The following is a 23,792-nucleotide window of genomic DNA, read 5'->3' as shown; positions in this document are numbered from 1 at the left end:
GCCATTTCGGGCATGCGTTCAGCTGGCGGAGTCCGTGACGCCCCGTTCGAGCAGCAGGTCGGCCAGTTCGGCCTCGGTCAGGACGCTCACGCCGAGTTCCTGCGCGCGGGTCAGTTTGCTGCCCGCCTCTTCCCCGGCGATCAGGAAGCTGGTCTTGCCGGTGACGCTGCCGGTCACGCGGCCCCCGGCGGCTTCCAGCTGCGCCTTGATGGCGTCGCGCGGGCGGGTCAGGGTGCCGGTGATCACGAAGTTGAGCCCCGCCAGCTGCTCGCCGCGCCGGGTGACCTCCTCGGCGGGGGTGACGCCGTGGGCGCGCAGCCGCTCCAGGACGCCGCGCATGCTGGGGTCGGCCAGGGCCGCCGTGACGCTCTGGGCGATCACGCCGCCCAGGCCGGGCACAGCCTCGATCTGTTCGGGCGTGGCGGCCAGCAGGGCGTCCAGCGTGCCGAAGGCGCGGGCGAGTGCCTGCGCGTTGCGTTCGCCCACGTGGTTCATGCCGAGCGCGTTCACCAGTCGCCACAGCGGTTTCGTGCGGCTGGCGTCGAGTTGCGCGAGGATGTTCTGCGCTTTCTTGTCGCCGCCGCGTTCCAGTCCGGCCAGCTGTTCAGCGTTCAGGGCGTACAGGTCAGAGACGTCCCGGACCAGTCCGGATTCGATGAGTTGCGCGACGAGTTTCTCGCCGATGCCGCGCACGTCCATCGCGCCGCGCGACACGAAGTACCGGATGCGCTCGAAGGCCTGGGCGGGGCAGGCGGGGTTCGGGCAGTAGGTGTTCGCGTCGCCGTCGGCGCGGGTGACCTCGTGGCCGCACTCGGGGCAGTGGGTGGGGAACTCGAACGGCTGGGCGCCGTCGGGGCGTCTGTCGTGCAGGACGCGCATGATCTGCGGGATCACGCCGCCGGACTTGCGGACCACGACCGTATCCCCGATGTACAGTCCGAGGTCACGGATGAAGTCCTCGTTGTGCAGCGTGGCGCGGCTGACGGTGCTGCCCTCGATCAGGCGCGGCGCGAGGTGCGCGAGCGGCGCGAGTTTCCCGGTGCGGCCCACGTTCACGGTGATGGCTTCCAGGGTCGTCTCGACCTCCTCGACCGGGAACTTGTACGCGATCGCCCACCTCGGCGCGCGGCTGGTGAAGCCCGCCTCCTCCTGCAGGCGCAGCGGGTCCAGTTTCAGGACGGTGCCGTCCGCGTCGAACTCGAAGGTCTGGCGCCGGGCGGTCATGCGGGCGTGGTAGTCGGCGGCGGCGCTCAGGCCGCGCAGCGTCTCGCTGTACGCGCTGACCGGGAAGCCCTGCGCGGCCAGCCACGCGAGCACCTCGCCCTGGGTGGTGGCGGGCACGCCGTCGCGCCGGCCCAGCGAGTAGAAGATCGCGCGGAGGTTGCGGGTGCGGGTCACTTCCGGGTCCTTCTGCCGCAGCGCGCCCGCCGCGCCGTTGCGGGGGTTTTTCAGCAGGGGCGTGCCGAGTTCCTCGGCCTGCTCGTTGAACGCCGCGAAGTCCGCGCGGCTCATGTACACCTCGCCGCGCACCTCCAGTTCGCCGCTCAGGCCGGGCAGGCTGGTGGGAATGCCGGGCACGGTGGCGACCTGCGCGGTCACGATCTCGCCGGTCACGCCGTTGCCGCGCGTGGCGGCCCACTGGAGTTCGCCGTTCAGGTAGTACAGGTTGACGCTCAGGCCGTCGATCTTCAGTTCGCCCGTGAAGGTGAAGTCGTCGTGGTCGGCCGGGAGGTTCAGGGCGCGGGCCAGTTTCTCGCGCCAGTCGTCCAGTTCCTCGTCGCTGAAGGCGTTGTCGAGGCTGGTCATGGGCGTGGGGTGGTTGACCGGCACGAAGGCCCCGGCGGGCGCGCCGCCCACCGCCTGCGCGGGGCTCAGGTCGTTGCCGTCGGCCTCGGCGGCGCGGGCGGCCCAGTCGGGGTTCGCGGTTTCCAGGGCGCGCAGGTCGCGGGCCAGCGCGTCGTACTCGCTGTCCGGGATCTCCGGGGCGTCCTGCTCGTGGTACGCGCGGTTGTGGCGGGCGACCTCGGCCCGCAGCGCAAGGTAACGGTCAAACGCAGCCTGATCCATGCCCTCAGCGTATCACCCGCCCCCGGTTCGCCCCACACACGAACGCGGGCCGGGATCGTTACAGCGGGCCGGGGTCAGAGTGGCCGGTAACCGATCTGCTCGGCGGCCTGCGCGGCAGCCGCCTCGCCCCACACGTGCGCCGCCACGTGCAGCGCCGCCTGCAGGGCGGGCAGCCCCGCCGGGGTGGTCATCAGCGGCCCGTCGGTCACGACCTGCCCGGCCTGCACGCCCGCCACGCCGAAGCCCCACAGGGTGTCCTCCAGGTCGGCGGGGCCGCCCACCACGCGCCCGGTCAGGGTGCCCGCCTCGCCGCACAGCAGCGCCCCGCTGCCCGAAGCGCCGGTCGGCAGGGCCGCGTGCCCCGCCAGGAACGCGCGCAGCAGCGGGTCCCGGCTGGCACGCGCCGCGCCGGGACCGCCGGGCAGCAGCAGGCCCGCCGGTTCCGGCAGCGCCGCGTACAGCACGTGCGGCGTGCTGACCAGCCCGCCCGCCGTGACGATACTGGCCCGCGAGCGGTTCACGGTCAGGGCCGCGCCCTCGCCGCCGCACAGGCGGCAGACGGTCATCATGACGCCCAGTTCCAGTTCGCTGACCCCGGCGTACACGGGAATCGCCACGACCGGCCCGCCCGCAGCCTGCCCGGAGGCCTCCTGCCCGGCAGTCGCCGGTGCGGCCGTGGCGGAGGTCATTCGCTCCGCAGGGGCCGCAGTTCCAGCGAGCGGCGCGACAGCGGCGGGTGCACCTCGCCCGCGATCAGCAGCTCGTCGGCCGCCTCCTCGCTCAGGCGTTCCACGCGCAGCAGGTACGCCCGCGCCGACGCGGCCGAATCGAAGCGGCGCGGGTGCGGGTCACCCTCCACCCGCAGGTCGAACCAGTCCAGGGGGGGCGTCATACGGACTCCGATTGAATGGACTGCAAAGGCCATTCAATCCGAGCGGACGCGAGTAGGAGCAGGGCGGGTTCCGGACGTGGAGTTGGCAGATCGGTGGTGTTCCGATCTGTCAGCGAAACAAACGGAATCCGTATCATAGGTCGCGCAGGTCCTCCCACAGTTGCCAGCCAAAACCATCGGGCGTGCCGTCCAGCAGCGGCCCCAGCAGTTGACTGGCTGCAGCAGCGTCGTCGTGCAGGGCGTCGTTGCTGGGCCGCTCGCCGTACACGCGCAGCACCGTGAACTGGTAGAACGCCTGCGAGGCGGTCGGTTCGCCGTTCTCGAAGAACGCGAACGGCGGGGTCACGCCGTCCCACAGGACGTGCGCGGCCTCCTGGTCGTCGGCGGTGCCGGAGGTCAGGTCCAGCTCGTGCGGCAGGTAATGTTCAAGCTCGATGTCGGCGCCCTGCGGATGCCACACATACCCCTGCAACAGGCGGACAGCAGCGCGGCCCCCGGCCTGCGGTTCACTGGTACTCACGCCGCACAGCATACTCACTTCTGACCTCGCCCGCTGCACGGTCAGTCAGGGCCACCCCGCGCAGACCCCCGGCAGCGGCGTTCAGGCCGGGTCGGCGTGATGCAGGCGCAGGGCGTCCGAGACGCGCGTCAACCCCGCCTGGAACGGCACACCCAGGTCGCGCAGCACGGCGGCCGGGTCCGGGTGCGTCGCCTCCAGCGCCTGGGCGGCCTCGCGCCACACGCCGCCCCGGAAGGCCGCGAGGGCCGTGGCGCGCAGTTCCTCGGTCAGCCAGCGCAGGGTGGGCGCGCCCTCCAGGATGCTGGCGCGGGCCTCCAGGGCCAGCAGTTGCGCGTGCAGGCCGGGGTCCGGGGCGTGCGTGCCCCCCAGGCCCGAGTGCACGCGGCGCAGCAGGGCGTGCGCGCGGTTCAGGTCCGCCAGGGCCGCGCCGCCCGGCGCGTCGCCGCGCAGTTGCACCTCGGCGTGCATGGCGCGCGCCTGCGCTTCCTCGTAGGCGTGGGCGGCCATGTCCAGCGCCTGCCCGGTCAGGTGCAGGGCGGCCGCGCGGTCCGGTTCGGCCAGCGCGCGGCTGAGCAGCATGTCGAAATGCAGGATGGATTCCCGGTCGCCGCGCGGCGCCGCGCCGGACCGCGGGTGCGCCGGGTTCAGCAGATCGTCGAGGATCAACCGGGCCTGCGCGAGGTCCGGATGGTCCCGCTCCGGGCCGCGCAGGGGTTGCAGGTACGGGCGGCCCAGCCCGCGCGACAGGTACGCCAGGGCCACGCGGTAGCGGGTGCGGCGCTCGCGGTAACGGACCTCGGCGGGGCGGGCGTCGCTGCGGCGCAGCAGGTCCAGCGCCCGCACCGCCTGGGCCAGGGCGTCGTCGTGGCGGCCCAGGGCCAGCAGGATCGGCACGCCCTCCGAGAGCAGGCGGGCGCGGGGCACGCCGTCCACGTGGCGGCGCTCGTCGGCCGGGACGAGGGCCAGCGCGCCCTGCAGGTGCGTCCAGGCGTCGTCGGCGCGGCCCAGTCGGCGCTGCGCGGTGGCGGTGCGGGCCAGGATGCGCGCGACCTCCTCGGCGCTGCCCCCGGCGGCCTCCATGCGCTGCGCGGCGTCCAGCAGGGCGTCCAGCGCGGCGGCCGGCTGGCCCAGGCGCAGGTGCAGGTCGCCCTGCTGGTAGCGGGCGCGGGCCGACAGCAGCGGACTGGAGTCCGGCACGGCCCGCAGGGCCGCCAGCGCCTCGGGCCAGCGTCCGGCGTCCTTGGCGATCAGGCCGCGCCACAGCAGCGCGCGCGGGCCTCCGTGAGCGGCGCGGGGGTCGCTGGCGGCGCGGGTCGCGGTTTCCAGGTCGCCCTGCCAGCGGGCCAGCGCGGCCTGCACCAGCAGCGCGTCGGCCTGCGCGGCGACCGTCCAGGGGTCCAGCCCTGCCGTGTGCGCGGTCATGCCGGTCACGTCCGGGTGGTCCAGCTGGGTGCGGGCGGCGTCCATGTTCCCGCTCTCCAGGCTGCTCTCGGCGAGCTTCACGCGCGCCCAGGCGCGCACGGGATCACGCGGGGATTCCATCAGGGTGAACAGGGCGTCGCGGGCGCGGGGTTCGTTGTACTCGCCGCGCCCGGCGTGGTGCGTGACGACCGCGCGGGCCAGCGTCTCCCGGTCCGGACCCGTCGGCGCGGCCCGCAGTGCGGCCCACAGCGGCGGCAGGTGCCGGATGTCGTCCGGGTGCGCGGTCACGTGCGCGGCCAGCGCCGTCCAGTCGTTCAGGGCCGCCAGCGCCGCCAACCGGTGCAGGCCGGTCGCGGCGGGCGCGTCGGCCAGCGCCCGCAGGAACGGCGCCTGGGCGGCGCGGGCCACGGCGGGCCACGCAGCACTCAGGACCGGCGCCGGTTGCCAGCCCGCCTCGGCCGAGCCGCGCAGCAGCGCCCGCGCGTGCGGCGGCAGCGCGGCGGGCGGCCCGCCCAGCAGGTCGCCCAGCAGCGCGTCCGGCCAGGCAGGTCGGCCGGGCCACCCGGCGGCACTCAGCGCGGCGGTCGCCTCGGTCACGCGGCGCGAATCCGGGTCGCCCAGCAGGTCGGCCGGGCTCACGCTGTCCCCGCTGAGGCTGGCCAGCAGCGTCAGGCGGTCCAGGTGACGGCCCGTCTCGCGCACCAGCCGCTCGGCCTCGGCGCGCGGGACGCCCAGGCGGGTCATCAGGTACTCGCGGGCCTCGGCGGTCGTGGGGGGCCGCAACTCGATCACCTCGCACGGCGCGTCCGGGGCGTCCCCCTCGACGGCCAGCAGGACCGACACGCCGGCCGGGGCACGTTCCAGCAGGGTCTTCACGGCCCAGGTGGCGGGGTCCACCGGCTGACCGCCGGGCAGGCGGGGCGGCCCGCCATGCAGCGTCAGGTCATGCGTGACACGCACCAGCAGCGTCCCGGTGGCGGGCAACGCCTGCCGCGCCGCGTCCAGTTGCGCCTGCGCCAGCGCCGCGAACGACGACCCAGCCGGCACGGGCGCCTGAAGTGCGCCCGCCGCCTCGCCCGACAGGAACAGTTGCCGCACCGGCACGCCCTGCGCGGCCAGCGTGCGCGCCACGTGCGACAGCAGCACCGTCTTCCCCGCCCCGGCCCGGCCGCACACGATCAGTTTCGGGGCGCGGCCTGCACGCACGCCCGCCAGGAACTGACGGTACGCGCGTTTCTTGCTGCGGCCCAGCAGGTCCAGTTCGTCCGGCACGGGGGGCGGCGCGGCCGGGTCCGGCGAGTCCGGCAGGGGGCGGCCGGTCTCGCGGGCCAGTCCGGTCAGGATTGCCCGCAGCGCCGCGCGGTCGGCCGGCGTGCCGATGTCCCGGTAGATGATGTTCCGCACGCTGCTGGGACTGGCGCCACTGGCCCGCATCTGCCCTTCGAGCCAGCGCAGGCTGCCGCGCGCCTGCCCACCCCCGCCGGGGGGAAGGTGGGCGCGCAGGTCAGCGAGTACAGCCTTCCAGTCCACGTCACCACGCAGCGTAGCGCATCCGCCACCCCCGGATGTACCCGGTCCATGAAAAGACAGGCTTGCCGTTCCTGACGGTCTCGTCAGCATTCCAGCCCGGCGGATGTGTATACTCCGCCACAGCGTTCAACTCAAATCACAGCAGCACCTCACCGGAGGAAGATCATGCGTTCAATCATCGTCACTGCCGCCCTCGCCCTTGCCGTCACCGCGTCCGCACAGTCCGTGCAGGCCGCCACCAGCCTCTTCGACCAGGGCAAATGGCAGGAAGCCGCCACCGCCGCCGCCGCCCTGAACTCCAGCGCCGGCTTCGCCCTGGCCGCCGAGGCCACCACCGCCGGCGCCGCGCTGGTTCCCGACAACCAGAAAAAAGCGCTGTTCGAGAAAGCCCAGGGCTACGCCAAGCAGGCCATCGCCAAGGACAAGAACAACGCCGAGGCGTACTTCGAGATGGCCCGCGCCCAGGGCCGCCTCGCGCAGTTCAGCGGCATCCTCCAGAGCCTCGGTCTGGCCGGCGACATGAAGAAGAACCTCGACATGGCCATCAAGCTCGACCCGAAACTGACCGGCGCGTACGTCGCGCTGGGCCTGTGGAACGCCAACCTCGTCTCCAAGGGCTCCGTTGTCGTGCGGATCACCAGCGCCGACAAGAACCAGATCGTCCCGAACTTCGAGAAAGCCATCAGCCTCGAGCCCGACGTGGCCATCCACCGCATCGAGTACGCCAACGCCCTGATTCTCCAGGGCCGCAAGGCCGAGGCCGCCACGCAACTCCAGAAGGCCGTCAGCATCCCCGCGAACACCTTCTGGGAGAAACGCGACCTCGAAGCCGCAAAGGCGACCCTCGCCAAACTGAAGTAACGCCCGGAGCGGGTTGAAAGTTGACAGGTGATGGGTGATGGAGGCCAGCGCGGCACTCTGTCACCCATCACCCATTCACCATCTCCCTTTTTCAGGCGTTCAGGAGGTGCACGGCGCCGGGCAGGGTTTCGACGTGTAGTTCGGTCACGTGGCCGTGCAGGTCGCCGTCGAGGTGTATTCGGACCGGGGCGTTCCAGTGGACGTGGACGGTGCGGGCGGCGCGGGTGGTGACGCGCGGGTCGCGGAGGTGCGTGCCGCGCAGCACGCTGAGCATCAGGCGGGTGAGTTGCCGGCGGTTCATGTGGCCGCCCGCGATGACGTTGACCTGTCCGTCGCGCACGTCGCTTTCGGGGCTGATGCGGAATCCGCCGCCGTAGCGGGTGCCGTTCATGATGGCCACGATGCCGCTGGGTCCCGCGTAGAGGATCTGATCGTCGGCGGTGATGGTGACGCGCGTGAGGTTCAGTTCGCGGATGGTGGCGACGGCCGACCAGGCGTAACGGGCGAAGCCCCGCAGGTGGCGTGGGGCGCGGGTCATGTTGGCGGTGACGTCCGAGTCGAAGCCCATGCCCAGGCCGTTGAGCAGGACGAATGACTGTCCGGCCTCGTCGCCCTGCACGACGGTGACGCGCAGGGCGTCCACGGCGCGCGGCTGGTAGTGCAGGCGGTCGAGCGCCTCGGCGAACGCGCCGGGCCGCAGGCCCAGCAGGCCCGCGAAGTCGTTCCCGGTGCCCAGCGGCACGATGGCCAGAGGGCGCTGCGTTCCGACCAGGGCGGGCAGCAGCGCGCCCACCGTGCCGTCCCCGCCGACGGCCATGACGGCCGTGCCGGGCGGCAGGGCGCGCAGGCGGGTCAGGGCGGCGTCGCCGCTGTCCTCGCGGATCAGTTCGTGGCTGAGGCCGCGGGCGGTGAGTTCCCGTTGCAGGCGCGGCCAGGACCGCAGGGCCAGTCCGCCTCCGGCGTTTGGGTTGAGAACCACCGCGAGGTGCGGAACGGGAACGGTCGGGCCATCGGGGGTCACAGGACGCCCAGAATAGAGCATCCGCCACAAAGGACGGAAACAGGCACCGTGGCGAAACCCGGTGCCTGCCTGGGGGGCGGCGTTACTGCCAGTCGGCGGGGCGTTCGGTCAGGCCGAAGTGCCACGCGATGGCCTGCGCGATCCGTCCGGCGGCCTGTCCGTCACCGTAGGGGTTGCGGGCCTCGCGCATGCCCTGCAGTTCGGTGTCGTTGCCCAGCAGGCCCTTCAGGACGGTTTCGAGTTGCGCGGGGTCGTTCCCGGCGAGTTTCAGCACGCCGGCCTCGACACCCTCGGGGCGTTCCGTGACGTTGCGCAGCACGGCGACCGGCACGCCCAGCGCGGCGCCTTCCTCCTGCAGGCCGCCGCTGTCGGTGGCGAGCAGGCGCGAGGCGGCCATCAGGGGGGCCATGTCGCTGTAGTCGAGCGGTTCGGTCAGTTCGAAGTTCGGCACGCCTTCCAGCGCGGGCCGCACGGCTTCCTGCACGGCGGGCGACAGGTGCACGGGGTAGATGAAGTGATGGTCCGGGTGCGCCTGTGCCACGCGGGCGAGCGCCTGGGCCATCTCGCGCATCATGGGCTGGTTCTCGCGGCGGTGCATGGTGACGGTCACCAGCGGCTGAGCGGCGTCCACGCGCGCCTGCCACTCCGGGCGCAGCGGAACGCGCCCGGCGACCTCGCGCACGGCGTCCACGGCGGTCTGGCCGGTCACGAAGATGCCGTGGTCGCTCTTGCCCTCGCGGCGCAGGTTGTCGCGGCTGCCGTTCGTGGGCGCGAAGTCCAGGGTGCTCAGCACGCCGGTCAGGCGGCGGTTGGCTTCCTCGGGGAAGGGTTCGCGCAGGTTACCGCTGCGCAGTCCGGCCTCGACGTGCCCGACCGGGATGCCCTCGTAGAAGGCGCTGAGGGCCACGCAGAAGCTGGTGCTGGTGTCGCCGTGCACGAGGACCATGTCGGCGCCCATCTCGCGCAGGGTCCGTCCGGCCTGCGGGACGATCCGGGCGGTCAGGTCCGCCAGGGTCTGCCGGTCGGTCATGACGTTCAGGTCGCGGTCCGGGGTGAGCGAGAACACGCTCAGGGCGGCGTCCAGCATCTGCCGTTGCTGTCCGGTCGAGAGGATCAGGGGCCGCATGCCGGGCGTGGCTTCCAGCGCGCGGTACACCGGGGCCATCTTGGTCGCCTCGGGGCGGGTGCCGAACGCCAGGACGACCGTGAATTCGCGGCCTGCCGGGGCGGTGTCGGTGGGGGCGGTGTCGGTAGAACGGGTCATGTCAGTTACCTTCCTTGGACGTGGAGCGGTCGGCCTGCTCGCGGTGGTCGGCACGCACGCGGCGGTACGCCACGAACATCAGGCAGGCCAGGGCGGCCAGGATCGTCCCGCCGGTCGCGGTGGGCGGCAGGCCCTGCAGGCTCATGCCCAGCGCCCCGCAGGCCAGCGCGACCAGCCACAGGATCACGGCGGTGCGGCGGGCGCTGTCCGTGCGGGCCAGCACCCGGTGGTGAATGTGGGTCTTGTCCGGGTGGCCCAGCGGGTTGCGAATCCCGCGCGCCAGCCGGCCGATCACGACCTGCGTGGTGTCCAGCAGCGGCAGGGCCAGCACGATCAGCGGCACGAGCAGACTGGCCCCGGCGCTGAATTTCAGGGTGCCGAGCAGGCTCACGGCGGCCAGCGTGAACCCGAACAGGGTGCTGCCGGCGTCTCCCATGATGATCCGGCTGGGGTTGAAGTTGTGCCGCAGGTATCCCAGGGCCGCGCCGGACAGTCCGGCGAGCAGGATCACGGCGGCGGCGCGGTCCGTGAACTGCGCAGCGGTGGCCAGCAGCACGAAGCTCGCCACGAACGCCACGCCGCCCACCACGCCGTCCACGCCGTCGAGCAGATTCACGGCGTTCGTGAGGGCCAGCACCCACACGATGGTCATCAGGGTCCCCAGGACCGTGCTGAGCGGTTCGGGCAAGACCGGCAGGAACGGAATGGCGTTGAAGTCGATGCGCAGGTCGTTGACCAGCAGCAGCACGGCCGCCAGGGTCTGCACCAGCAGGCGCGACAGCGGCGTCAGGCCGTACTGATCGTCGATGAACCCCACCAGGACCAGCATGGACGCGCCCAGCAGGATCGCCAGCACCTGGATGTTCACGATGTCCACCGCGATGGGCCGCAGCGCCCACGCCACGATGATGCTCACCAGGAACCCGCCGTAGATGGCCAGCCCCCCGGCGTTCGGGAGCGGCTCCTTGTTCAGGCGGCGTTCGTTGGGCTGATCGGCCCAGCCGACCCGGATGGCGAACTCCCGCAGGCGCGGAATGAACGCCCAGGTGAACAGCCACGCGGTGAAGAACGTGACCAGCACGCTGAGAAAGCCGCGCCCGGCCGGGTTGGCAATACCGAATTGAGAAGCAAACGCCTGCAATGAATCCATAAAGGCCCCGATTGTAAGTCACGGCCGGGCACGGACCGGATGGGTCGCCCCGGAGGAGGAAAGAAGGTGGAACGCAGCCGCTGAACGCGACCTGAAGTGCCCATAACGGGTCTGCCCATAGCGGGTCTGCCGAGAGCGGGTCTGGTGGCCTGCGGGGATGGGCGGACAGGGTCAGCCTGACGGGGACGGGCGGGCCACTCAACCTCCTTTGGGATGAGGTGCGGCCAGCCTCCCCCGGCACGGCGGTTACTTGGTGCCGTAGATGCGGTCGCCCGCGTCACCCAGGCCCGGCACGATGTACCCGTGGTCGTTCAGGTGCGTGTCCACGGCGGCCACGACGATCTCCACGTCCGGGTGCTCGCGTTCGATCACGGCGATGCCCTCGGGCGCGGCCAGGATGCACATCAGTTTGATGCTGGTCGCCCCGGCCTCTTTCAGGCGTTCGATGGCGGCCACGGCGCTGCCGCCCGTGGCGAGCATGGGGTCGGTCAGGAACACGCGGCGCTCGGCGATGTCGGTGGGCAGCTTGTTGTAGTACGCGACGGGTTGCAGTGTCTGCGGGTCGCGGTACAGGCCGATGTGCCCGACCTTGGCGGCCGGGACGAGCTGCACGATCGCGTCGGTCATGATCAGCCCGGCGCGCAGAATGGCGACCAGCGCCAGTTTCTTGCCGCTCAGCATGGGGAACTGGGCCTGCGTGATGGGCGTCTGCACGGTCTCCTGCACGGTTTCCAGGTCGCGCATGGCCTCGTAGGCGAGCAGCAGGCTGAGTTCGCCAGCCAGTTCCCGGAATTCCTTCACGCCGGTCTGGACGTCACGCATGACCGAGAGTTTGTGTTGAACCAGTGGGTGGGTAACGACAGTAACCATGCCGCCCACGATACCGGCTCCGGGCGGCCTGCGGGCACAGGCGGGCCGGAGAGCCGTCAGAGTAGGGCCATCAGGACAGGGCCGTCAGGGCAGGGCGGGCAGGCGGGCCAGGGCGTGCCGGGCGCGCGGGACCTTCTCGGCGCGCTGGCCCTCGAACTCGTACGGTTCGTTCATCAGCAGCCAGTACAGGTCGTGCAGGGCCGTCATGGCCAGGTACGCGCGGTAACGGGTCAGGGTGGCCCCCGCGTGGTCCGGCAGGAATTCCAGCGCCAGGCGCAGGCTCTGATCCGGGGGCAGCAGGTCCAGCGTACCGGTCTTCAGGAGGGCCAGGTCGCGCAGCGGGTCGTCCCAGGCACTCTTGGTCCAGTCGATCACGAGCAGCCGTTCGGGGGCGGGCGGGTCGGTGATCAGGATGTTGTCCTGCCACAGGTCCAGGTGGCAGAACGACGCCGGCTGGTCCAGCAGGCCGCGTTCCAGCGGAATCTCGACCGCGTCGAACAGGTCCTCAAGGGGGTAGGCGGCCAGGGCGCTGCGGAAGCGTTGCAGGCGTTCGCGCACGCGGCGCAGATCCACCCGGCCGCGCTGCTCGCGGTGCAGTTCCCTCAGCACTTCCCGCAGGGCGGGTACGGCGCGCGTCACGTCGGCGGGGCGCAGCGGGTGGCCGGGGAAGCGTTTCATGACCAGCGCCTCGACCCCGTCGGCTTCGAGTGCGTCGATCACCCAGTCGCCCAGTCCGGCGCGGCGCAGGTTGTCGGCCTCGGTGCAGTGGTCACCCTGGTGGTTGCGGTACACCTTCACAATCACGTCGTCCGGCGTGACGTACACGCGGCTCTGCATTCCGGCGTCCATGGGGGTCAGCGGCCCGAAACGGGCCTCCAGGACCGGGAAGCGCGGGGCGGGGCCGTCACCGTGCGGCACGCGGCTCGGCGTCAACGGACGCTCCGGGTGCGGGTGGTCCATGCGCGGCGCCTGAGGACCTGAGCGGCGGCCTGGACACTCACCGGGGCAGTTTCTCCAGCAGGCCCACCAGTCGGGCGTCCAGGGCCTTTCCGGCATGCGGTTTCAGGCGTTCCACGTCGCCCATGCGCACGAAAGCGTTCGCGACGGCCAGGATGCGGGCGTACAGCGGGATGTCCTCGCCGGCCAGCTTGTCGGGTTCGCCCTGACCGTCCCAGCGTTCGTGGTGGTGACGGATGGCCTTCTGCGCCTCCGCGAGGTGCGGCACGCCGTGCAGGAAGTTCGCGCCGACCAGGGCGTGCCCGGCCTCGCCGTGAATCTTGCCCAGGTCGTGCAGGGTCGCGGCGTACCACAGTTCCTCCAGTTCCCGGTCGGCCAGTCCGATCAGGCGGCCCAGTTTCAGGCTGGTGTCCGCCACGGACTGCGCGTGCCCCAGCGAGTCGAACTCGCGGCTCTCGACCGCCTCGACGAGCGCGCCCGTCAGTTGCCGCGCCGCCGCCTTCCATTCCTCGCGGCCCTCCAGGATGCCCAGCAGGGGGGCCACGGCCGCCGCCCACTTGGTGACGGCCTCCTGCGTGCCGGGCGTGACGCCCTCGCTGCCCGTGCGGTCCAGGATCAGCGCGCCCAGGTTCCGGCCCCGGTCACTCAGGGGCACGACCAGCGACAGGGTCACGTCGCGCATGCCGCAACTGTCGAGCAGCGCCGCCGCCTCCGGGCCGTTCTGCTCGTACAGTTCGCGGGTCCCGTCGGCCAGCACGCGCGGCCGCATCCCGGACCACGGGCCGCTCAGGGCGGCGCCCATCAGGTCCTTGGGGTAGCCGAATACGGCGGCCACGCGGTCCTGGCCGCGCCGCACGACCGCGTACCCCTGCGCGTTCCCGCCCAGCAGGGTCGCCGCGTACGACAGCGCGCCCTCCAGGATGCCTTCCAGGGAGGGACGTGAGAGCAGGTCGGCCAGCACGCGGGTCGGGTCGAGCGGCTCACCAGACACCGAGATCCCGGTCTTGCGCGGGTCAGGACTGCCTGTGGCCGGTGGCGGGGTGCGGGGGCGTCGGAACACGTTACGCGTAGTATACCCGCGCTACGCTGCGCGCCATGACGCACGCTACCCCCACCCCCCATTCCAACGTGACCGGCCCGGTCCAGCACGGGTACACCCGGTACGCGCAGCAGGCCACGCGCTGGCTCGGCCGGTACACGCAGCAGGGCGGGCAGGTGTTCTGCGGCGCCGGTTGTTTCGCGTGCTGCAACATGCCCATCCGCGTCAGTCTGGCCGAGGCGCTGATCATGACGGCCGCCCTGACCCCCGAACAGGCCCGCGCGGTCGAGGCGCACGCCCGCGCCGCCGTCGCCAACGCCCGCACCGCCCGCAACGACGAGCAGTACGTGCAGCGCCACCGTGACGAGGTCGGGTACTGCCCGATCCTGAACCGCGAGACCGGCGGGTGCAGTCAGTACGAGGCGCGCCCCACCCGCTGCCGCGACACCTTCAGCGCCTTCCCCGCCACGTACTGCGAGAGCGGCACGCTGGAACGCATGACCCGCCGCGAGCAGGCCGAGTACCGCCGCGAGGTCGCCCGCACGCCCGGCACGGACGGCGAACTGCACTTCATCGCGCCGCTGGAGCACCTGTCCGAGCCGGTGTGGGTCGCGGCGGCCCGCGCCATGCGCCAGGAATGGGGCCTGGAGGTCTGGGGGGATTTCTGGCTGCTGACCACCCTGGGCGCCGACCCGAAATTCATGGCGGCCGTCACGCAGGGCAACCCGCGCGCCGCGTGGCAGATCGCCTCCGGGCGCGGGCTGGCGCACCGCATGCTGCTGGAAATGGAGTGAGCGCGGGGCCCTGAGCGGGCGGGCGGAACAGCGTGCGCGTGGGGCGAAGGCCGCTATCAGGCAGGCGGCCACACACAACAGCGCACGGCCCACTCCCCACTTTCCGAGCGCACTCCCTGACCACAGACAAAAGCAGCGTCCCCGGACTTTTCATCCAGGGACGCTGTGCGTGGTGGGCGGTGAGGGATTTGAACCCCCGACCAATCGCGTGTAAGGCGAGCGCTCTACCGCTGAGCTAACCGCCCGTCGCGGCCTGACATCTTAGTGGGGCTGGGGGCGCCGGCGCAAGGGGGGCGGGCGCGCAGGTGCGGGCCGCATTGTGAGCGGGGGCGCGCGGAAGGCGGGTGTTCGGGTATACTGGGAACGTAATTCCTCGAACGAGGGGTGGGTGGCAACCCACCTTTTTTCGTGGAGGGGGTGGTTTTCAGGCTGTTTCCCAGCCGACACAATATGAATAACAACGGAAGTAACAATCAACTGATGCAGATCGCGCAGACCGCACTGACCCCGCTGGGGTTCGAGGTGCTGGAAGTGCAGGTGCAGAACCTGGGTGGGCAGCCGATCGTGCTGGTCCGCATCGACCGTCTGGACGAGCAGCCCGTGACCGTGGAGGACCTGACGAAGGCCAGCCGCGCCGCGGAAACCGAGTTCGACCGGGTGGACCCCATTGCCGGTGAGTACCGCCTGGAGTTCGAGTCGCCCGGCAGCAAGCGGCCGCTGACGCGCGCCCGGCACTTCGAGCGGATGCTGGGCCTGAAAGCCCGCGTGCGTGGCGAGGGGCAGGCGTTCACGGCGCCGATCGCGGCGGTGGACGGCGAGATGATCTCGTTCGACGTGGCCGGTGAGCGCGTGACCCTGCGCGCCGGTGAATTCCAGGCGAACCTCGCGGAATTCCCGGACCGTCACCGCTGAGGCCGTTGCCCGGGACCCGTGCCGCCGGGCAGTCCGGCCGCGCCCCGTCTCTGAGGCACTCCCATCCGAGAACCTGACCCGACAACCTGACCCGACAACCTGACAAGGAAGAGTGAGATGACCCAGCCAGAATTCAACTTTGCCGACGCCCTGCGTGAAGTGGCGCAGGCCCGCAACATCAACGAGATGCAGCTGATCGAGGCGTTCGAGCAGTCGCTCGCGCAGGCGTACACCCGTAACGTCGAGCCGGACAAGCGCATCGAAGTTCACCTGGACCCGCAGAGCGGCGAGCTGGAAGTGCTCGTGGTGCGCGAGGTCGTGGAGAAAGTCGAGGACGAGCACCTTCAGATCTCGCTGGCCGACGCGCTGGAACTCGATCCCGGCGTGGAAGTCGGCATGGAGATGGAATTCCCCGTCGACCGCGAGAAGTTCAGCCGCATCGCCCTGCAGGCCGCCAAGCAGACCCTGACGCAGAAGATGCGTGAAACGGAACGCAACGTGGTGTTCAACGAGTACAAGGACCGCGAGGGTCAGGTGCTGACCGCGCAGGTGGTCCGCAGCGACAACAAGGGCAACTGGTTCGTGGAACTGGGCGCCGGCGAGGCGATCCTGCCGCCCCGCGAGCAGATTCCGGGCGAGAAACTCACGCCGGGCAACCGCGTGAAGATCTACCTGAAGGAAGTCCGCAAGACGCCCAAGGGCCCGACCATCCTGGCGAGCCGCGCCGACGAGCGCCTGCTGGACTACCTGCTCAAGCAGGAGATTCCCGAGGTCGCCAACGGCATCGTGGAGGTCAAGGCGATCAGCCGCGAGGCCGGTCAGCGCTCCAAGGTCGCGGTGTTCTCGCATAACAGCAACGTGGACCCCATCGGCGCGTGCATCGGGCACCGCGGGAACCGCATTCAGGCCGTCACGGGCGAACTGGGCCGCGAGCGTGTGGACGTGATCCTCTGGGACGCGAACACCCGCGACTTCATCCGTAACGCCCTGAGCCCCGCCAAGGTGGGTCTGATCGAGGTGCTGGCCGATCGCCGCGAGGCGACCGTGACCGTCACGCCCGATCAGCTGTCCCTGGCGATCGGTAAGGGCGGGCAGAACGTGCGCCTGGCCGCCAAACTGACCGGCTTCAAGATCGACCTGCGCGAGACGGCCGCGATCAGCGACCTGGACGCCGCGATGCAGCAGGCGCTGGCCGACGAGCAGGAAGGCCGCGACAGCGGCAGCGCGCAGTCCGCGTTCGACGCGCTGTTCAAGGACAGCAAGTCGGTCGCGACCGCCAGCCCGGACGACGTTCAGGAGTAAGAGTTGACGGTCTCCCCCGCTCCCACCCCCGCACCGGACCGGCACACGCCGGAACGGACCTGCGTGGCGTGCCGCCGCAAGCGGCCCCAGTCGGCGTTGACGCGCCTGACACGGGTGGACGGCGTGTGGAACCTCAGCGTGGGGTACCGGGCCGGGCGCGGCGCGTACGTGTGCAGCGACTCGCCGGACTGCTGGCAGGACCGCAGGTTACGCCGCGCGTTCGGCGCGCAGGCGCCGCAGGTGGCGGCCGCCCTGACAGCCCAGCCTCAACCGCTTCAACAGAATCATCCCCGCACGCTGCCCACCCAGGGCCGTGACGGGTCTCACCGGAGGTGAGCATGTCGAAAGTTCGAATTTACACCCTCGCCAAGGATCTTGGCGTCGAGAATGCCAAGATGCTGGAACTGCTCGACGGTCTGGGCGTCTCGTACAAGAGCGTCAGCAGCACCATCGAGGAAGAAACCGTGGAACTGATCAAGGAAATGCTGGCCGAGGAAGCCGCGCAGGCCGGCGGCGCCAGCCCCGCAGCGCCCCAGGCGGCGCAGCCCGAGCCGCAGGCCACCGAACCCGCCGCCAGCACTCCTGCCAGCGCGCCTGCGCAGGCGGACGCCAGTGAGATTCCGCACCGCGCGCCGGTCGTGACGATCATGGGTCACGTGGACCACGGCAAGACCAGCCTGCTGGACTACATCCGCAAGACCAAGGTCGCCGCCAAGGAAGCCGGGGGCATCACCCAGCACGTCGGGGCGTTCGAGGCGCAGACCAGCAAGGGCAAGATCGTGTTCATCGACACGCCCGGCCACGAGGCCTTCACGACCATCCGCGCGCGCGGCGCGAACGTCGCGGACATCGCGATCATCGTGATCGCCGCCGACGACTCCCTGATGCCCCAGACGCGCGAGGCCATCGCGCACGCGCAGGCCGCGAACGTGCCCATGCTGATCGCCATCAACAAGGTCGATCTGCCGCAGGCCGACCCGGAACGCGTGAAGACCGACCTGACCCAGCTGAACCTCGTGCCCGAAGAGTACGGCGGCGACCTGGTGGTCGTGCCCGTCTCCGCCAAGACCGGCGAGGGCGTCGAGGACCTGCTGGAGTACATCAGCCTGACCGCCGAACTCGAGGACCTGCGCGCCGACCCCAAGGGAACCTTCGGCGGCGTGATCATCGAGGGCAAGGTCGACAAGCAGGCGGGCGTACTGGCGACCGTCATGGTGCAGGAAGGCACGCTGCACGTCAGCGACTTCCTGGTCGTCGGTGAGAACTACGGCAAGATCAAGGCCATGACCGACAGCAACGGCGGGCGCATCAAGGAAGCCGGACCCAGCACGCCCGTGCAGGTCCTGGGCTTCAGCGAGGTGCCCAGCAGCGGCGAGAAAGTCCAGAGCGCCAAGAATGAGCACGCCGCCCGCGAGATCGTCGCGCAGCGCGCCAGTGACCGCCGTGACGCCGAGAACGCCCGCGTGCAGCGCCGCCTGACCCTGGAAGAAATGATGGGGCCGCTCGGCAGTGTGCGCACCGTGAACCTGATCCTGCGCGCCGACACGCAGGGCAGCGTCGAGGCGATCCAGGGCATCCTGGCCCGCAAGGAAAGCGACGACGTCAAGATCAACGTGATGCTCGCCGGGATCGGCGCGCCCACCGAGGGTGACGTGCTGCTGGCCAGCACCGCCGAGGCGACCATCCTGTGCTTCAGCGTGACCGCCTCGGGCGGCGTGAAGAAGGTCGCGGACAGCAAGGACGTGGACATCAAGTCCTTCCGGATCATCTACGAACTCATCGACGAGGTCGACCGCCTGATCAAGGGCAACGTCGAACCCGTGTTCGAGGAGCAGTACCTGGGCCGCGCCGAGGTGCGGATGCTGATCAAGCACCCCAAGAGCGGCACCATTGCCGGTTCTTACGTCACCGACGGTCTCTTCAAGCGCAACGCCAAGGCCAAGGTCACGCGCGGCAAGCAGGTCGTGTACGAGGGCACCGTCGTGGGCCTCAAGCGCTTCAAGGACGATGTCCGCGAGGTCAGGACCGGGTTCGAGTGCGGTATCAACCTCGACTGGAACGACGTGATGGAAGGCGACATCATCGAAGCCAGCGAGATGGTGGAAGTCGAGCAGAACTAAGCTTCACCGTGAAAGCCGGAACCTCCGCGTGGGGTTCCGGCTTTCTTTGTGGTGGTCCTTTGTGGTGGTCACTCTTTCGCGGCGGGCGTGATGAACAGTCGCCAGTGGTCGTCACGCAGGCGGGTGTCGCGGGCGGGCGCGGGTTCCAGGGTGACGGTGAAGGGAGTGCCGTTCTCCTGGCCGGTCAGGGTGAGTTGCGCGCCCTGACGCGCCCAGCGCAGACGTTGCGGGGAGCCGCCTGCTGGGGTCAGGGTGAGGGTCTGCCCGCTGACCTCGTAGCGTCCGGCTCCTGTGGCGCGAGCGTCCGGGCAGTTCATCCACTCGGTGCGGTACAGCGGCGCGAGGCTGGTGCGGTGGGCATCCAGGGCCAGGGTACGCCAGCGGCAGTCGTTCGCGATATCCGGGGTGGGTCGGGAGTCGGCGGTCACGCGGTACACGCCCGCGAGATCATGGGGAACGGGCCGGGGGGACCACTTCTGCACGAAGTCCAGGGTGGTCAGGAGGGGCGCACAGGTGACGTACCCCGCGACTGCCAGCCGCGCGAGCACCCGCAGCGGGCGGGGGCCGGGCAGTCCCGGCGGGGCGGGCAGCGGCCGGGTGGGTTCGTTCCGCACGGCGCGCCAGAGATTCGGCAGGTGCGGCCACAGGATCGCCACGGCCAGCAGCAGCAGGTTCGCGGCCCCGAGTTTCACGAACACGTTGAAACCCAGGTTCAGCAGCAGCACGAAACTCATGACCGGCACGGCCAGCAGCGCCCCGGCCAGCGCCGTGCGGCGGTGCAGCAGCAGGAACGCGGGCAGCACTTCCAGCGCGCCGCCCACGAACTGGAACAGCGGCGAGGCGCCGACCGTGCGCCACAGCAGGCCCATGTGGTTCATCTGCCCGAAGCGGGTCAGGAGGTCGCTGTGGTCCGGCTGGGGCATCTGGAGCAGGAACACCTTCTGCCAGCCGTAGGCGAACAGGACGTACGCGAGGAACAGCCGCGCCGCACGCATGATCCACGGGGCGGCGCGGGCCGTCCAGCCCCGGTCACCCTCGGCGCGGCCCCAGGCGAGGGCGACAATCAGGGCCAGTCCCGCGTTCAGGCCGAACAGGATAAAGGCGCTGGGCGGCTCGCCGGTCAGGGGCGGCCCGGTCTCTCCGGCCAGGGTGCGGGCCAGGGGTGTCAGGGTCACGCCGTACCAACCGAGCAGGGTCAGCAGCAGCCAGCACGCCAGCCAGCGGAGGCCCAGTCCGGGCGGGATGCGGGTGGTCCTGAGAGCAGAGGCAATCACCCTGCCGATTGTGCCTGCCCGCTGACGGCGTGTGCGCCTCACATGACCAACCCCCCGCCACGGGGACGGGGGGCTTCTGGGGGCTCAGGGTTCAGGTGCCGCTGGTGCTGTCGGCGGCGGCGCTGCCCTGGTCGGTGCTGCCCTGGTCCGCACTGCCGGCCGGAGCGCCGGGCTGCTGACCGCGCGGGCCACGCTGACCGTCGCGGGCACCGTTCCCGTCACGGGGTCCGTGGTCGCCACGGCCGCCGGGACCACGTCCGCCGCCGAACGCGAAGGGGTTCTCTGCGAGGCGCGTTTTCATGTCAGCGGCACGCTCGGCGGGGATGTCCCCGGCCTTCACGGCGGCGTCGATGGTGGCCGCGCCCGCCTTGGTGGCGGCGGCCTTGAGCTTCTCGGGGGTGGTGTTCAGCTGCGCGGCGAGGTTCTTGATGAACGCGTCGGCGTAGTTGGTGCCGCTGCGCTGGGGCCGCTCGCCGGGCTGACCCTGCTGAGTCTGACCCTGCTGCGTCTGGCCCTGCCCATTCTGGCCCTGCTGGTTGCGCTGGCCGGGCTGGGCGGGCTGCACGCGCTGCGGGGCCTGGGCGGTGGTGTCGCTGGCCGTGGTGGCGCCGGTGCCCGCGTTGCCCTGCTGGGCGAACACGAGACCCACGGTCAGGGGCAGGGCGGCCAGGGCGATCAGGGGCAGGCGGTTCAGTTGGTTCTTCATGGGTTCACGCTCCGTGGTACTTGAGGGGGGGATGGGTTGGGCGGTGCGCGGCCGGCCGTTCATGACGCGGCGGGACCACACGAGGGTGCTGGCTGGTGCGCGTGGCCTGCTCCGGAGTTCGGCCACGCGTGCAGTCTGCCCGGCGCGTGTTAAGGGGCGGCTAATCCGGGTGGGCGCCGCGCATGGTGTTCAGGAAGGTGGTGTGCAGGTGGGCATGGTGGGCAGGTGGGGGTCACGTGAAGGGCGGGTCTGATATGCTGCGGCGCTTTGAACCGTCTGCTGTCTTCCGTATCCGCGTGGCAGGTGCGCCTGCATGCGTGGCCTGGAGTGCTGACGTTGATGTCGGTGCTGGCGGTGCTGTTGGGCGCGCCGGTGCCCGCGCCGGACGTGGGGGCGCGCGTGTCGGCGGGTCGGTTCACGCCGGCCCTGCCGGAGGCGCGGCCTGCGCCGTCGCCGGTCACGCCGGTGCCGTTCCCGCCCGCACCGGCCCCGGAACCGTACCGGTTGCCCGTGTCGCGGCTGCTGGCGCTGGCGCGGCCGTGGGTGTGGCCCGCGCCGCTGGCCGGGCCGGACCTGAGCGTGCTGGGGCGGCGGCAGTCGGATGGCGGCTGAACCGGCCCCGTCTGCCCTGAACTGGTGTCCGCTGACGGCCGTGAGGTGCCGGCGGGACCAACCGCATCCTTTCCTTTCTTTTTCTGGAGTATTTCCGTGACTTACAGCAACAACCGCAACAAGAACGGGCGGCGTCCGCCGCCGCGCCGCGCCGGACCGTCGTCCGGTCAACCGAACCTGATCACTGGCCTGCTGCTGCTGCTGGTGCTGCTGGCCAGCGTGGCGTACATCTGGCGTCCGTGGGATCACAAGGACAACCTCTGGAGCGTCTGGAACGACAAGTTCCAGTTCATCACGCTGGGCCTGGACCTCAAGGGTGGCCTGCGGATCGAGCTGGCGCCCGAGTCGGGCACGGCCACCAAGGATGAACTGGACCGCGTGAAGACCGTCATCGAGAACCGCGTGAACGCGCTGGGCGTGGCCGAGCCGACCGTGACGGTCGCGGGTGGCAAGCGCGTGGTCGTGGAGATTCCGGGTGCGACGCCGGCCGTGCAGCAGCGCGCCCGCGAGATCATTCAGCAGACGGCGCGACTGGAGTTCCGGATCGTGCAGCAGAACGCGCAGCCGGACCCGGCGCTGGCGCAGAGCAACCCGCGCAGCGGCGGGTACACGCTTGCGCAGCTGGGGCCGGTCGAGGCGACGGGTGAGGTCATCGAGAACGCGCAGAGCGCCACGGACCCCCAGTCCGGGCGCTGGGTGGTGACCTTCCAGAACACCGATAAGGGTGCCGCCACGTTCGGGGAGTTCACGGGCAAGAACGTGAACCGGCTGATGGCGGTCGTGCTGGACGATCAGATTCAGAGCGTGGCGAACATCCAGCAGCGGCTGTTCCGTGACGTGCAGATCACCGGGAACTTCGATGCCGAGGAGGCCAGTCAGCTGGCGCTGGTGCTGAAGTCCGGGGCGCTGCCCATCAAGATCAAGACCGAGGCCGAGAAGGCCATCGGGCCGACGCTGGGTGCCGACGCGATCCGCAGCGGCGCGATTGCGGCCGTGGTGGGGATCGTGGCGGTGTTCGTGATGCTGTTCGCGTACTACGGCCTGTGGTTCGGGCTGGTGGGCGCGCTGGGGCTGCTGTTCTCCAGCATCGTGATTCTGGGCATGCTGGCGGGCTTCGGCGCGACCCTGACCCTGCCGGGCATCGCGGGTCTGGTGCTGACCATCGGCGCGGCCGTGGACGGGAACGTGATTTCCTTCGAGCGCATCAAGGAAGAGCTGTACCGTGGCAAGGGCATCAAGAACTCCATCGGGGCGGGGTACGAGCACTCGACGGCGGCGATTCTGGACGTGAACGCCTCGCACCTGCTGTCGGCGCTGGCGCTGTACAACTACTCGACCGGTCCCGTGAAGGGCTTCGCGGTGACGCTGATGATCGGCGTGATCGCGGCGACGTTCTCGAACTTGGTGTTCGCGAAGTGGTTCATGGAGTGGCTCGCGCAGCGTAAACCGAACATGAGCGCCCCGCAGTGGATCAAGAACACGAAGATCGACTTCATCCGGCCCGCGCCGATCATCACGAGCCTCAGCGTGCTGCTGGCCATCGTGGGCGGCGGTATCCTGGCGACCAAGGGCATGAATTACGGCGTGGACTTCACGTCGGGCACGACCATCGCCATCAAGGCCAGCGGCGACACGACCACCGAGCAGGTGCGTGCGGCGGCGACCGGGGCGGGCGTGGAGAAGGTGAACGGGCAGAGCACCGTGATTCAGCGTGACGTGACGCCCGGCGTGGGTGGCGCGACGTACACCATCAAGGTGCCGGAACTGACGAGCGCCGAGGTGCAGACACTCTCGGCGGCCATCACGAAACTCCCGCAGGGTGAGGTGCAGTCCAGTGAGACGGTCGGCCCGGCGGTCGGGCAGGAGCTGACGCAGAAGACGCTGTACGCCGTGCTGCTGGGCATGGCCCTGATTCTGGTGTACGTGGGCTTCCGTTTCGACTTCATCATGGGGATGGGTAGCATCCTGGCGGTCGTGCACGACGTGGCGATCGTGATGGGTCTGTACTCGCTGCTGGGGCTGGAGTTCTCGATTGCCAGCGTGGCGGCGCTGCTGACGCTGATCGGGTACTCGCTGAACGACTCGATCATCGTGTCCGACCGCATCCGCGAGAACATCAAGGAGATGCGTGGACGTCCGTACCGTGAGATCGTGAATGCCAGCATCAACCAGACGCTGTCGCGCACGATCATGACGTCGATCAGTACGATGCTGCCGCTGCTGAGCCTGCTGATCTTCGGTGGGCCGGTGCTGCGTGATTTCAGTCTGGTGCTGCTGATCGGGATCGTCATCGGGACGTACTCCAGCATCTACATCGTGGCGCCGCTGGTGGTGTACTTCGAGGAGTGGAACCGCCGCCGCAAGGAAGGTTCGCAGCCCGCGAAAGCCTGAGCGTTCCTGTCTGAAGGCCGCCCCTGGGTCACTCCGGGGGCGGTTTTCATTTGATACGCGCATGCCGGGTTACACATGTCACTCGACA

21 protein-coding genes and 1 tRNA gene are annotated in these 23,792 nt (G+C 70.4%); 8 read left to right on the top strand and 14 right to left on the bottom strand.

Features of this window, described 5'->3' with window-relative positions:
- Positions 1–18: 18 nt before the first annotated feature.
- The 5 genes from ligA to IEY70_RS01140 all read right to left on the bottom strand — a co-directional run bounded on the left by ligA (position 19) and on the right by IEY70_RS01140 (position 6,431).
- A complete protein-coding gene (ligA, locus tag IEY70_RS01160) occupies positions 19–2,067 on the bottom strand; it encodes an NAD-dependent DNA ligase LigA (protein ID WP_189063130.1) in 2,049 nt (682 codons plus the stop codon).
- Positions 2,068–2,141: 74 nt separating this feature from the next.
- Positions 2,142–2,756 (bottom strand): type 1 glutamine amidotransferase family protein, encoded by a 615-nt coding sequence (locus IEY70_RS01155; RefSeq protein ID WP_229777533.1) that lies wholly within the window; start codon positions 2,754–2,756, stop codon positions 2,142–2,144.
- Entirely contained in the window at positions 2,753–2,959 is a 207-nt protein-coding gene (locus IEY70_RS01150; RefSeq protein ID WP_189063129.1) for a hypothetical protein, read from the bottom strand. Before IEY70_RS01150 ends, IEY70_RS01155 begins: the two co-directional genes overlap by 4 nt.
- A 133-nt stretch (positions 2,960–3,092) precedes the next feature.
- Complete coding sequence (locus IEY70_RS01145; protein ID WP_189063279.1) at positions 3,093–3,491, bottom strand: DUF3208 domain-containing protein; 399 nt, start codon at positions 3,489–3,491, stop codon at positions 3,093–3,095.
- A 69-nt stretch (positions 3,492–3,560) separates the two neighbouring features.
- Positions 3,561–6,431, bottom strand: coding sequence for a hypothetical protein (locus IEY70_RS01140; RefSeq protein WP_189063128.1), 2,871 nt, complete (start codon positions 6,429–6,431; stop codon positions 3,561–3,563).
- A gap of 165 nt (positions 6,432–6,596) precedes the next feature.
- Between IEY70_RS01140 and IEY70_RS01135 the strand changes: the two genes are divergently transcribed.
- Positions 6,597–7,292, top strand: a complete 696-nt coding sequence (locus tag IEY70_RS01135; RefSeq protein ID WP_189063127.1) for a hypothetical protein — start codon at positions 6,597–6,599, stop codon at positions 7,290–7,292.
- Between the two features lie 91 nt (positions 7,293–7,383).
- Here the strand turns inward: IEY70_RS01135 and IEY70_RS01130 are convergent, their stop codons facing one another.
- The 6 genes from IEY70_RS01130 to IEY70_RS01105 all read right to left on the bottom strand — a co-directional run bounded on the left by IEY70_RS01130 (position 7,384) and on the right by IEY70_RS01105 (position 13,614).
- Positions 7,384–8,313: a diacylglycerol/lipid kinase family protein gene (locus tag IEY70_RS01130; RefSeq protein ID WP_308425496.1), complete on the bottom strand. Its 930-nt coding sequence runs from the start codon at positions 8,311–8,313 to the stop codon at positions 7,384–7,386.
- An 82-nt stretch (positions 8,314–8,395) separates the two neighbouring features.
- Positions 8,396–9,577 carry a non-hydrolyzing UDP-N-acetylglucosamine 2-epimerase gene (gene wecB / locus IEY70_RS01125; protein WP_189063125.1) on the bottom strand — a complete coding sequence of 394 codons (1,182 nt, stop codon included), beginning with the start codon at positions 9,575–9,577 and terminating at the stop codon, positions 8,396–8,398.
- 1 nt (position 9,578) lies between these two features.
- A complete protein-coding gene (locus IEY70_RS01120) occupies positions 9,579–10,727 on the bottom strand; it encodes an MraY family glycosyltransferase (protein WP_189063124.1) in 1,149 nt (382 codons plus the stop codon).
- 246 nt (positions 10,728–10,973) lie between these two features.
- Entirely contained in the window at positions 10,974–11,597 is a 624-nt protein-coding gene (upp, locus tag IEY70_RS01115) for a uracil phosphoribosyltransferase (RefSeq protein ID WP_189063123.1), read from the bottom strand.
- Between the two features lie 84 nt (positions 11,598–11,681).
- Positions 11,682–12,557, bottom strand: a complete 876-nt coding sequence (locus tag IEY70_RS01110; RefSeq protein WP_189063122.1) for a phosphotransferase family protein — start codon at positions 12,555–12,557, stop codon at positions 11,682–11,684.
- Positions 12,558–12,594: 37 nt separating this feature from the next.
- Positions 12,595–13,614: an HD-GYP domain-containing protein gene (locus tag IEY70_RS01105; RefSeq protein WP_189063121.1), complete on the bottom strand. Its 1,020-nt coding sequence runs from the start codon at positions 13,612–13,614 to the stop codon at positions 12,595–12,597.
- A gap of 35 nt (positions 13,615–13,649) precedes the next feature.
- Here IEY70_RS01105 and IEY70_RS01100 point away from each other — a divergent pair, with 35 nt between their 5' ends.
- Positions 13,650–14,387, top strand: a complete 738-nt coding sequence (locus IEY70_RS01100; RefSeq protein ID WP_189063120.1) for a YkgJ family cysteine cluster protein — start codon at positions 13,650–13,652, stop codon at positions 14,385–14,387.
- A 170-nt stretch (positions 14,388–14,557) separates the two neighbouring features.
- Here IEY70_RS01100 and IEY70_RS01095 read toward each other — a convergent pair.
- A tRNA-Val gene (locus IEY70_RS01095) sits at positions 14,558–14,632 on the bottom strand.
- 205 nt (positions 14,633–14,837) lie between these two features.
- Between IEY70_RS01095 and rimP the strand changes: the two genes are divergently transcribed.
- The 4 genes from rimP (at position 14,838) to infB (ending at position 18,721) form a co-directional block, all read left to right on the top strand.
- Positions 14,838–15,299 carry a ribosome maturation factor RimP gene (gene rimP / locus IEY70_RS01090; protein ID WP_189063119.1) on the top strand — a complete coding sequence of 154 codons (462 nt, stop codon included), beginning with the start codon at positions 14,838–14,840 and terminating at the stop codon, positions 15,297–15,299.
- A gap of 117 nt (positions 15,300–15,416) precedes the next feature.
- Positions 15,417–16,601 (top strand): transcription termination factor NusA, encoded by a 1,185-nt coding sequence (gene nusA / locus IEY70_RS01085; RefSeq protein ID WP_189063118.1) that lies wholly within the window; start codon positions 15,417–15,419, stop codon positions 16,599–16,601.
- A 3-nt stretch (positions 16,602–16,604) separates the two neighbouring features.
- Complete coding sequence (locus IEY70_RS01080) at positions 16,605–16,937, top strand: YlxR family protein (protein WP_189063117.1); 333 nt, start codon at positions 16,605–16,607, stop codon at positions 16,935–16,937.
- Between the two features lie 2 nt (positions 16,938–16,939).
- On the top strand, positions 16,940–18,721 hold the full coding sequence (gene infB / locus IEY70_RS01075; protein WP_189063116.1) for a translation initiation factor IF-2: 1,782 nt from the start codon (positions 16,940–16,942) through the stop codon (positions 18,719–18,721).
- Between the two features lie 68 nt (positions 18,722–18,789).
- On the opposite strand, the gene IEY70_RS01070 is transcribed toward infB, so the two are convergent.
- Together IEY70_RS01070 and IEY70_RS01065 are read right to left on the bottom strand one after the other, a co-directional pair.
- A complete protein-coding gene (locus IEY70_RS01070; RefSeq protein ID WP_189063115.1) occupies positions 18,790–19,995 on the bottom strand; it encodes a DoxX family protein in 1,206 nt (401 codons plus the stop codon).
- A gap of 91 nt (positions 19,996–20,086) precedes the next feature.
- Positions 20,087–20,701 carry a hypothetical protein gene (locus IEY70_RS01065; RefSeq protein WP_189063114.1) on the bottom strand — a complete coding sequence of 205 codons (615 nt, stop codon included), beginning with the start codon at positions 20,699–20,701 and terminating at the stop codon, positions 20,087–20,089.
- Positions 20,702–20,968: 267 nt separating this feature from the next.
- Between IEY70_RS01065 and IEY70_RS01060 the strand changes: the two genes are divergently transcribed.
- Positions 20,969–21,313 carry a hypothetical protein gene (locus IEY70_RS01060; protein ID WP_229777531.1) on the top strand — a complete coding sequence of 115 codons (345 nt, stop codon included), beginning with the start codon at positions 20,969–20,971 and terminating at the stop codon, positions 21,311–21,313.
- A gap of 96 nt (positions 21,314–21,409) precedes the next feature.
- Positions 21,410–23,704: a protein translocase subunit SecD gene (gene secD / locus IEY70_RS01055; protein WP_189063113.1), complete on the top strand. Its 2,295-nt coding sequence runs from the start codon at positions 21,410–21,412 to the stop codon at positions 23,702–23,704.
- Positions 23,705–23,792: the final 88 nt, after the last annotated feature.

It is taken from the genome of Deinococcus seoulensis (genome assembly GCF_014648115.1).
Lineage (GTDB): Bacteria > Deinococcota > Deinococci > Deinococcales > Deinococcaceae > Deinococcus > Deinococcus seoulensis.
The sequence above is the reverse complement of the archived record's forward strand: the minus strand, read 5'-3'. Positions and strand labels throughout refer to the sequence as shown.

Coding starts and splice junctions, on each gene's coding strand:
- IEY70_RS01120 (WP_189063124.1), bottom strand. CDS start 10,727: ATGGATTCATTGCAGGCGTTTGCTTCTCAATTCGGTATTGCCAACCCG.
- IEY70_RS01110 (WP_189063122.1), bottom strand. CDS start 12,557: ATGGACCACCCGCACCCGGAGCGTCCGTTGACGCCGAGCCGCGTGCCG.
- IEY70_RS01145 (WP_189063279.1), bottom strand. CDS start 3,491: ATGCTGTGCGGCGTGAGTACCAGTGAACCGCAGGCCGGGGGCCGCGCT.
- wecB (WP_189063125.1), bottom strand. CDS start 9,577: ATGACCCGTTCTACCGACACCGCCCCCACCGACACCGCCCCGGCAGGC.
- IEY70_RS01100 (WP_189063120.1), top strand. CDS start 13,650: ATGACGCACGCTACCCCCACCCCCCATTCCAACGTGACCGGCCCGGTC.
- nusA (WP_189063118.1), top strand. CDS start 15,417: ATGACCCAGCCAGAATTCAACTTTGCCGACGCCCTGCGTGAAGTGGCG.
- IEY70_RS01150 (WP_189063129.1), bottom strand. CDS start 2,959: ATGACGCCCCCCCTGGACTGGTTCGACCTGCGGGTGGAGGGTGACCCG.
- IEY70_RS01155 (WP_229777533.1), bottom strand. CDS start 2,756: ATGACCTCCGCCACGGCCGCACCGGCGACTGCCGGGCAGGAGGCCTCC.
- IEY70_RS01065 (WP_189063114.1), bottom strand. CDS start 20,701: ATGAAGAACCAACTGAACCGCCTGCCCCTGATCGCCCTGGCCGCCCTG.
- upp (WP_189063123.1), bottom strand. CDS start 11,597: ATGGTTACTGTCGTTACCCACCCACTGGTTCAACACAAACTCTCGGTC.
- rimP (WP_189063119.1), top strand. CDS start 14,838: ATGAATAACAACGGAAGTAACAATCAACTGATGCAGATCGCGCAGACC.
- infB (WP_189063116.1), top strand. CDS start 16,940: ATGTCGAAAGTTCGAATTTACACCCTCGCCAAGGATCTTGGCGTCGAG.
- IEY70_RS01135 (WP_189063127.1), top strand. CDS start 6,597: ATGCGTTCAATCATCGTCACTGCCGCCCTCGCCCTTGCCGTCACCGCG.
- ligA (WP_189063130.1), bottom strand. CDS start 2,067: ATGGATCAGGCTGCGTTTGACCGTTACCTTGCGCTGCGGGCCGAGGTC.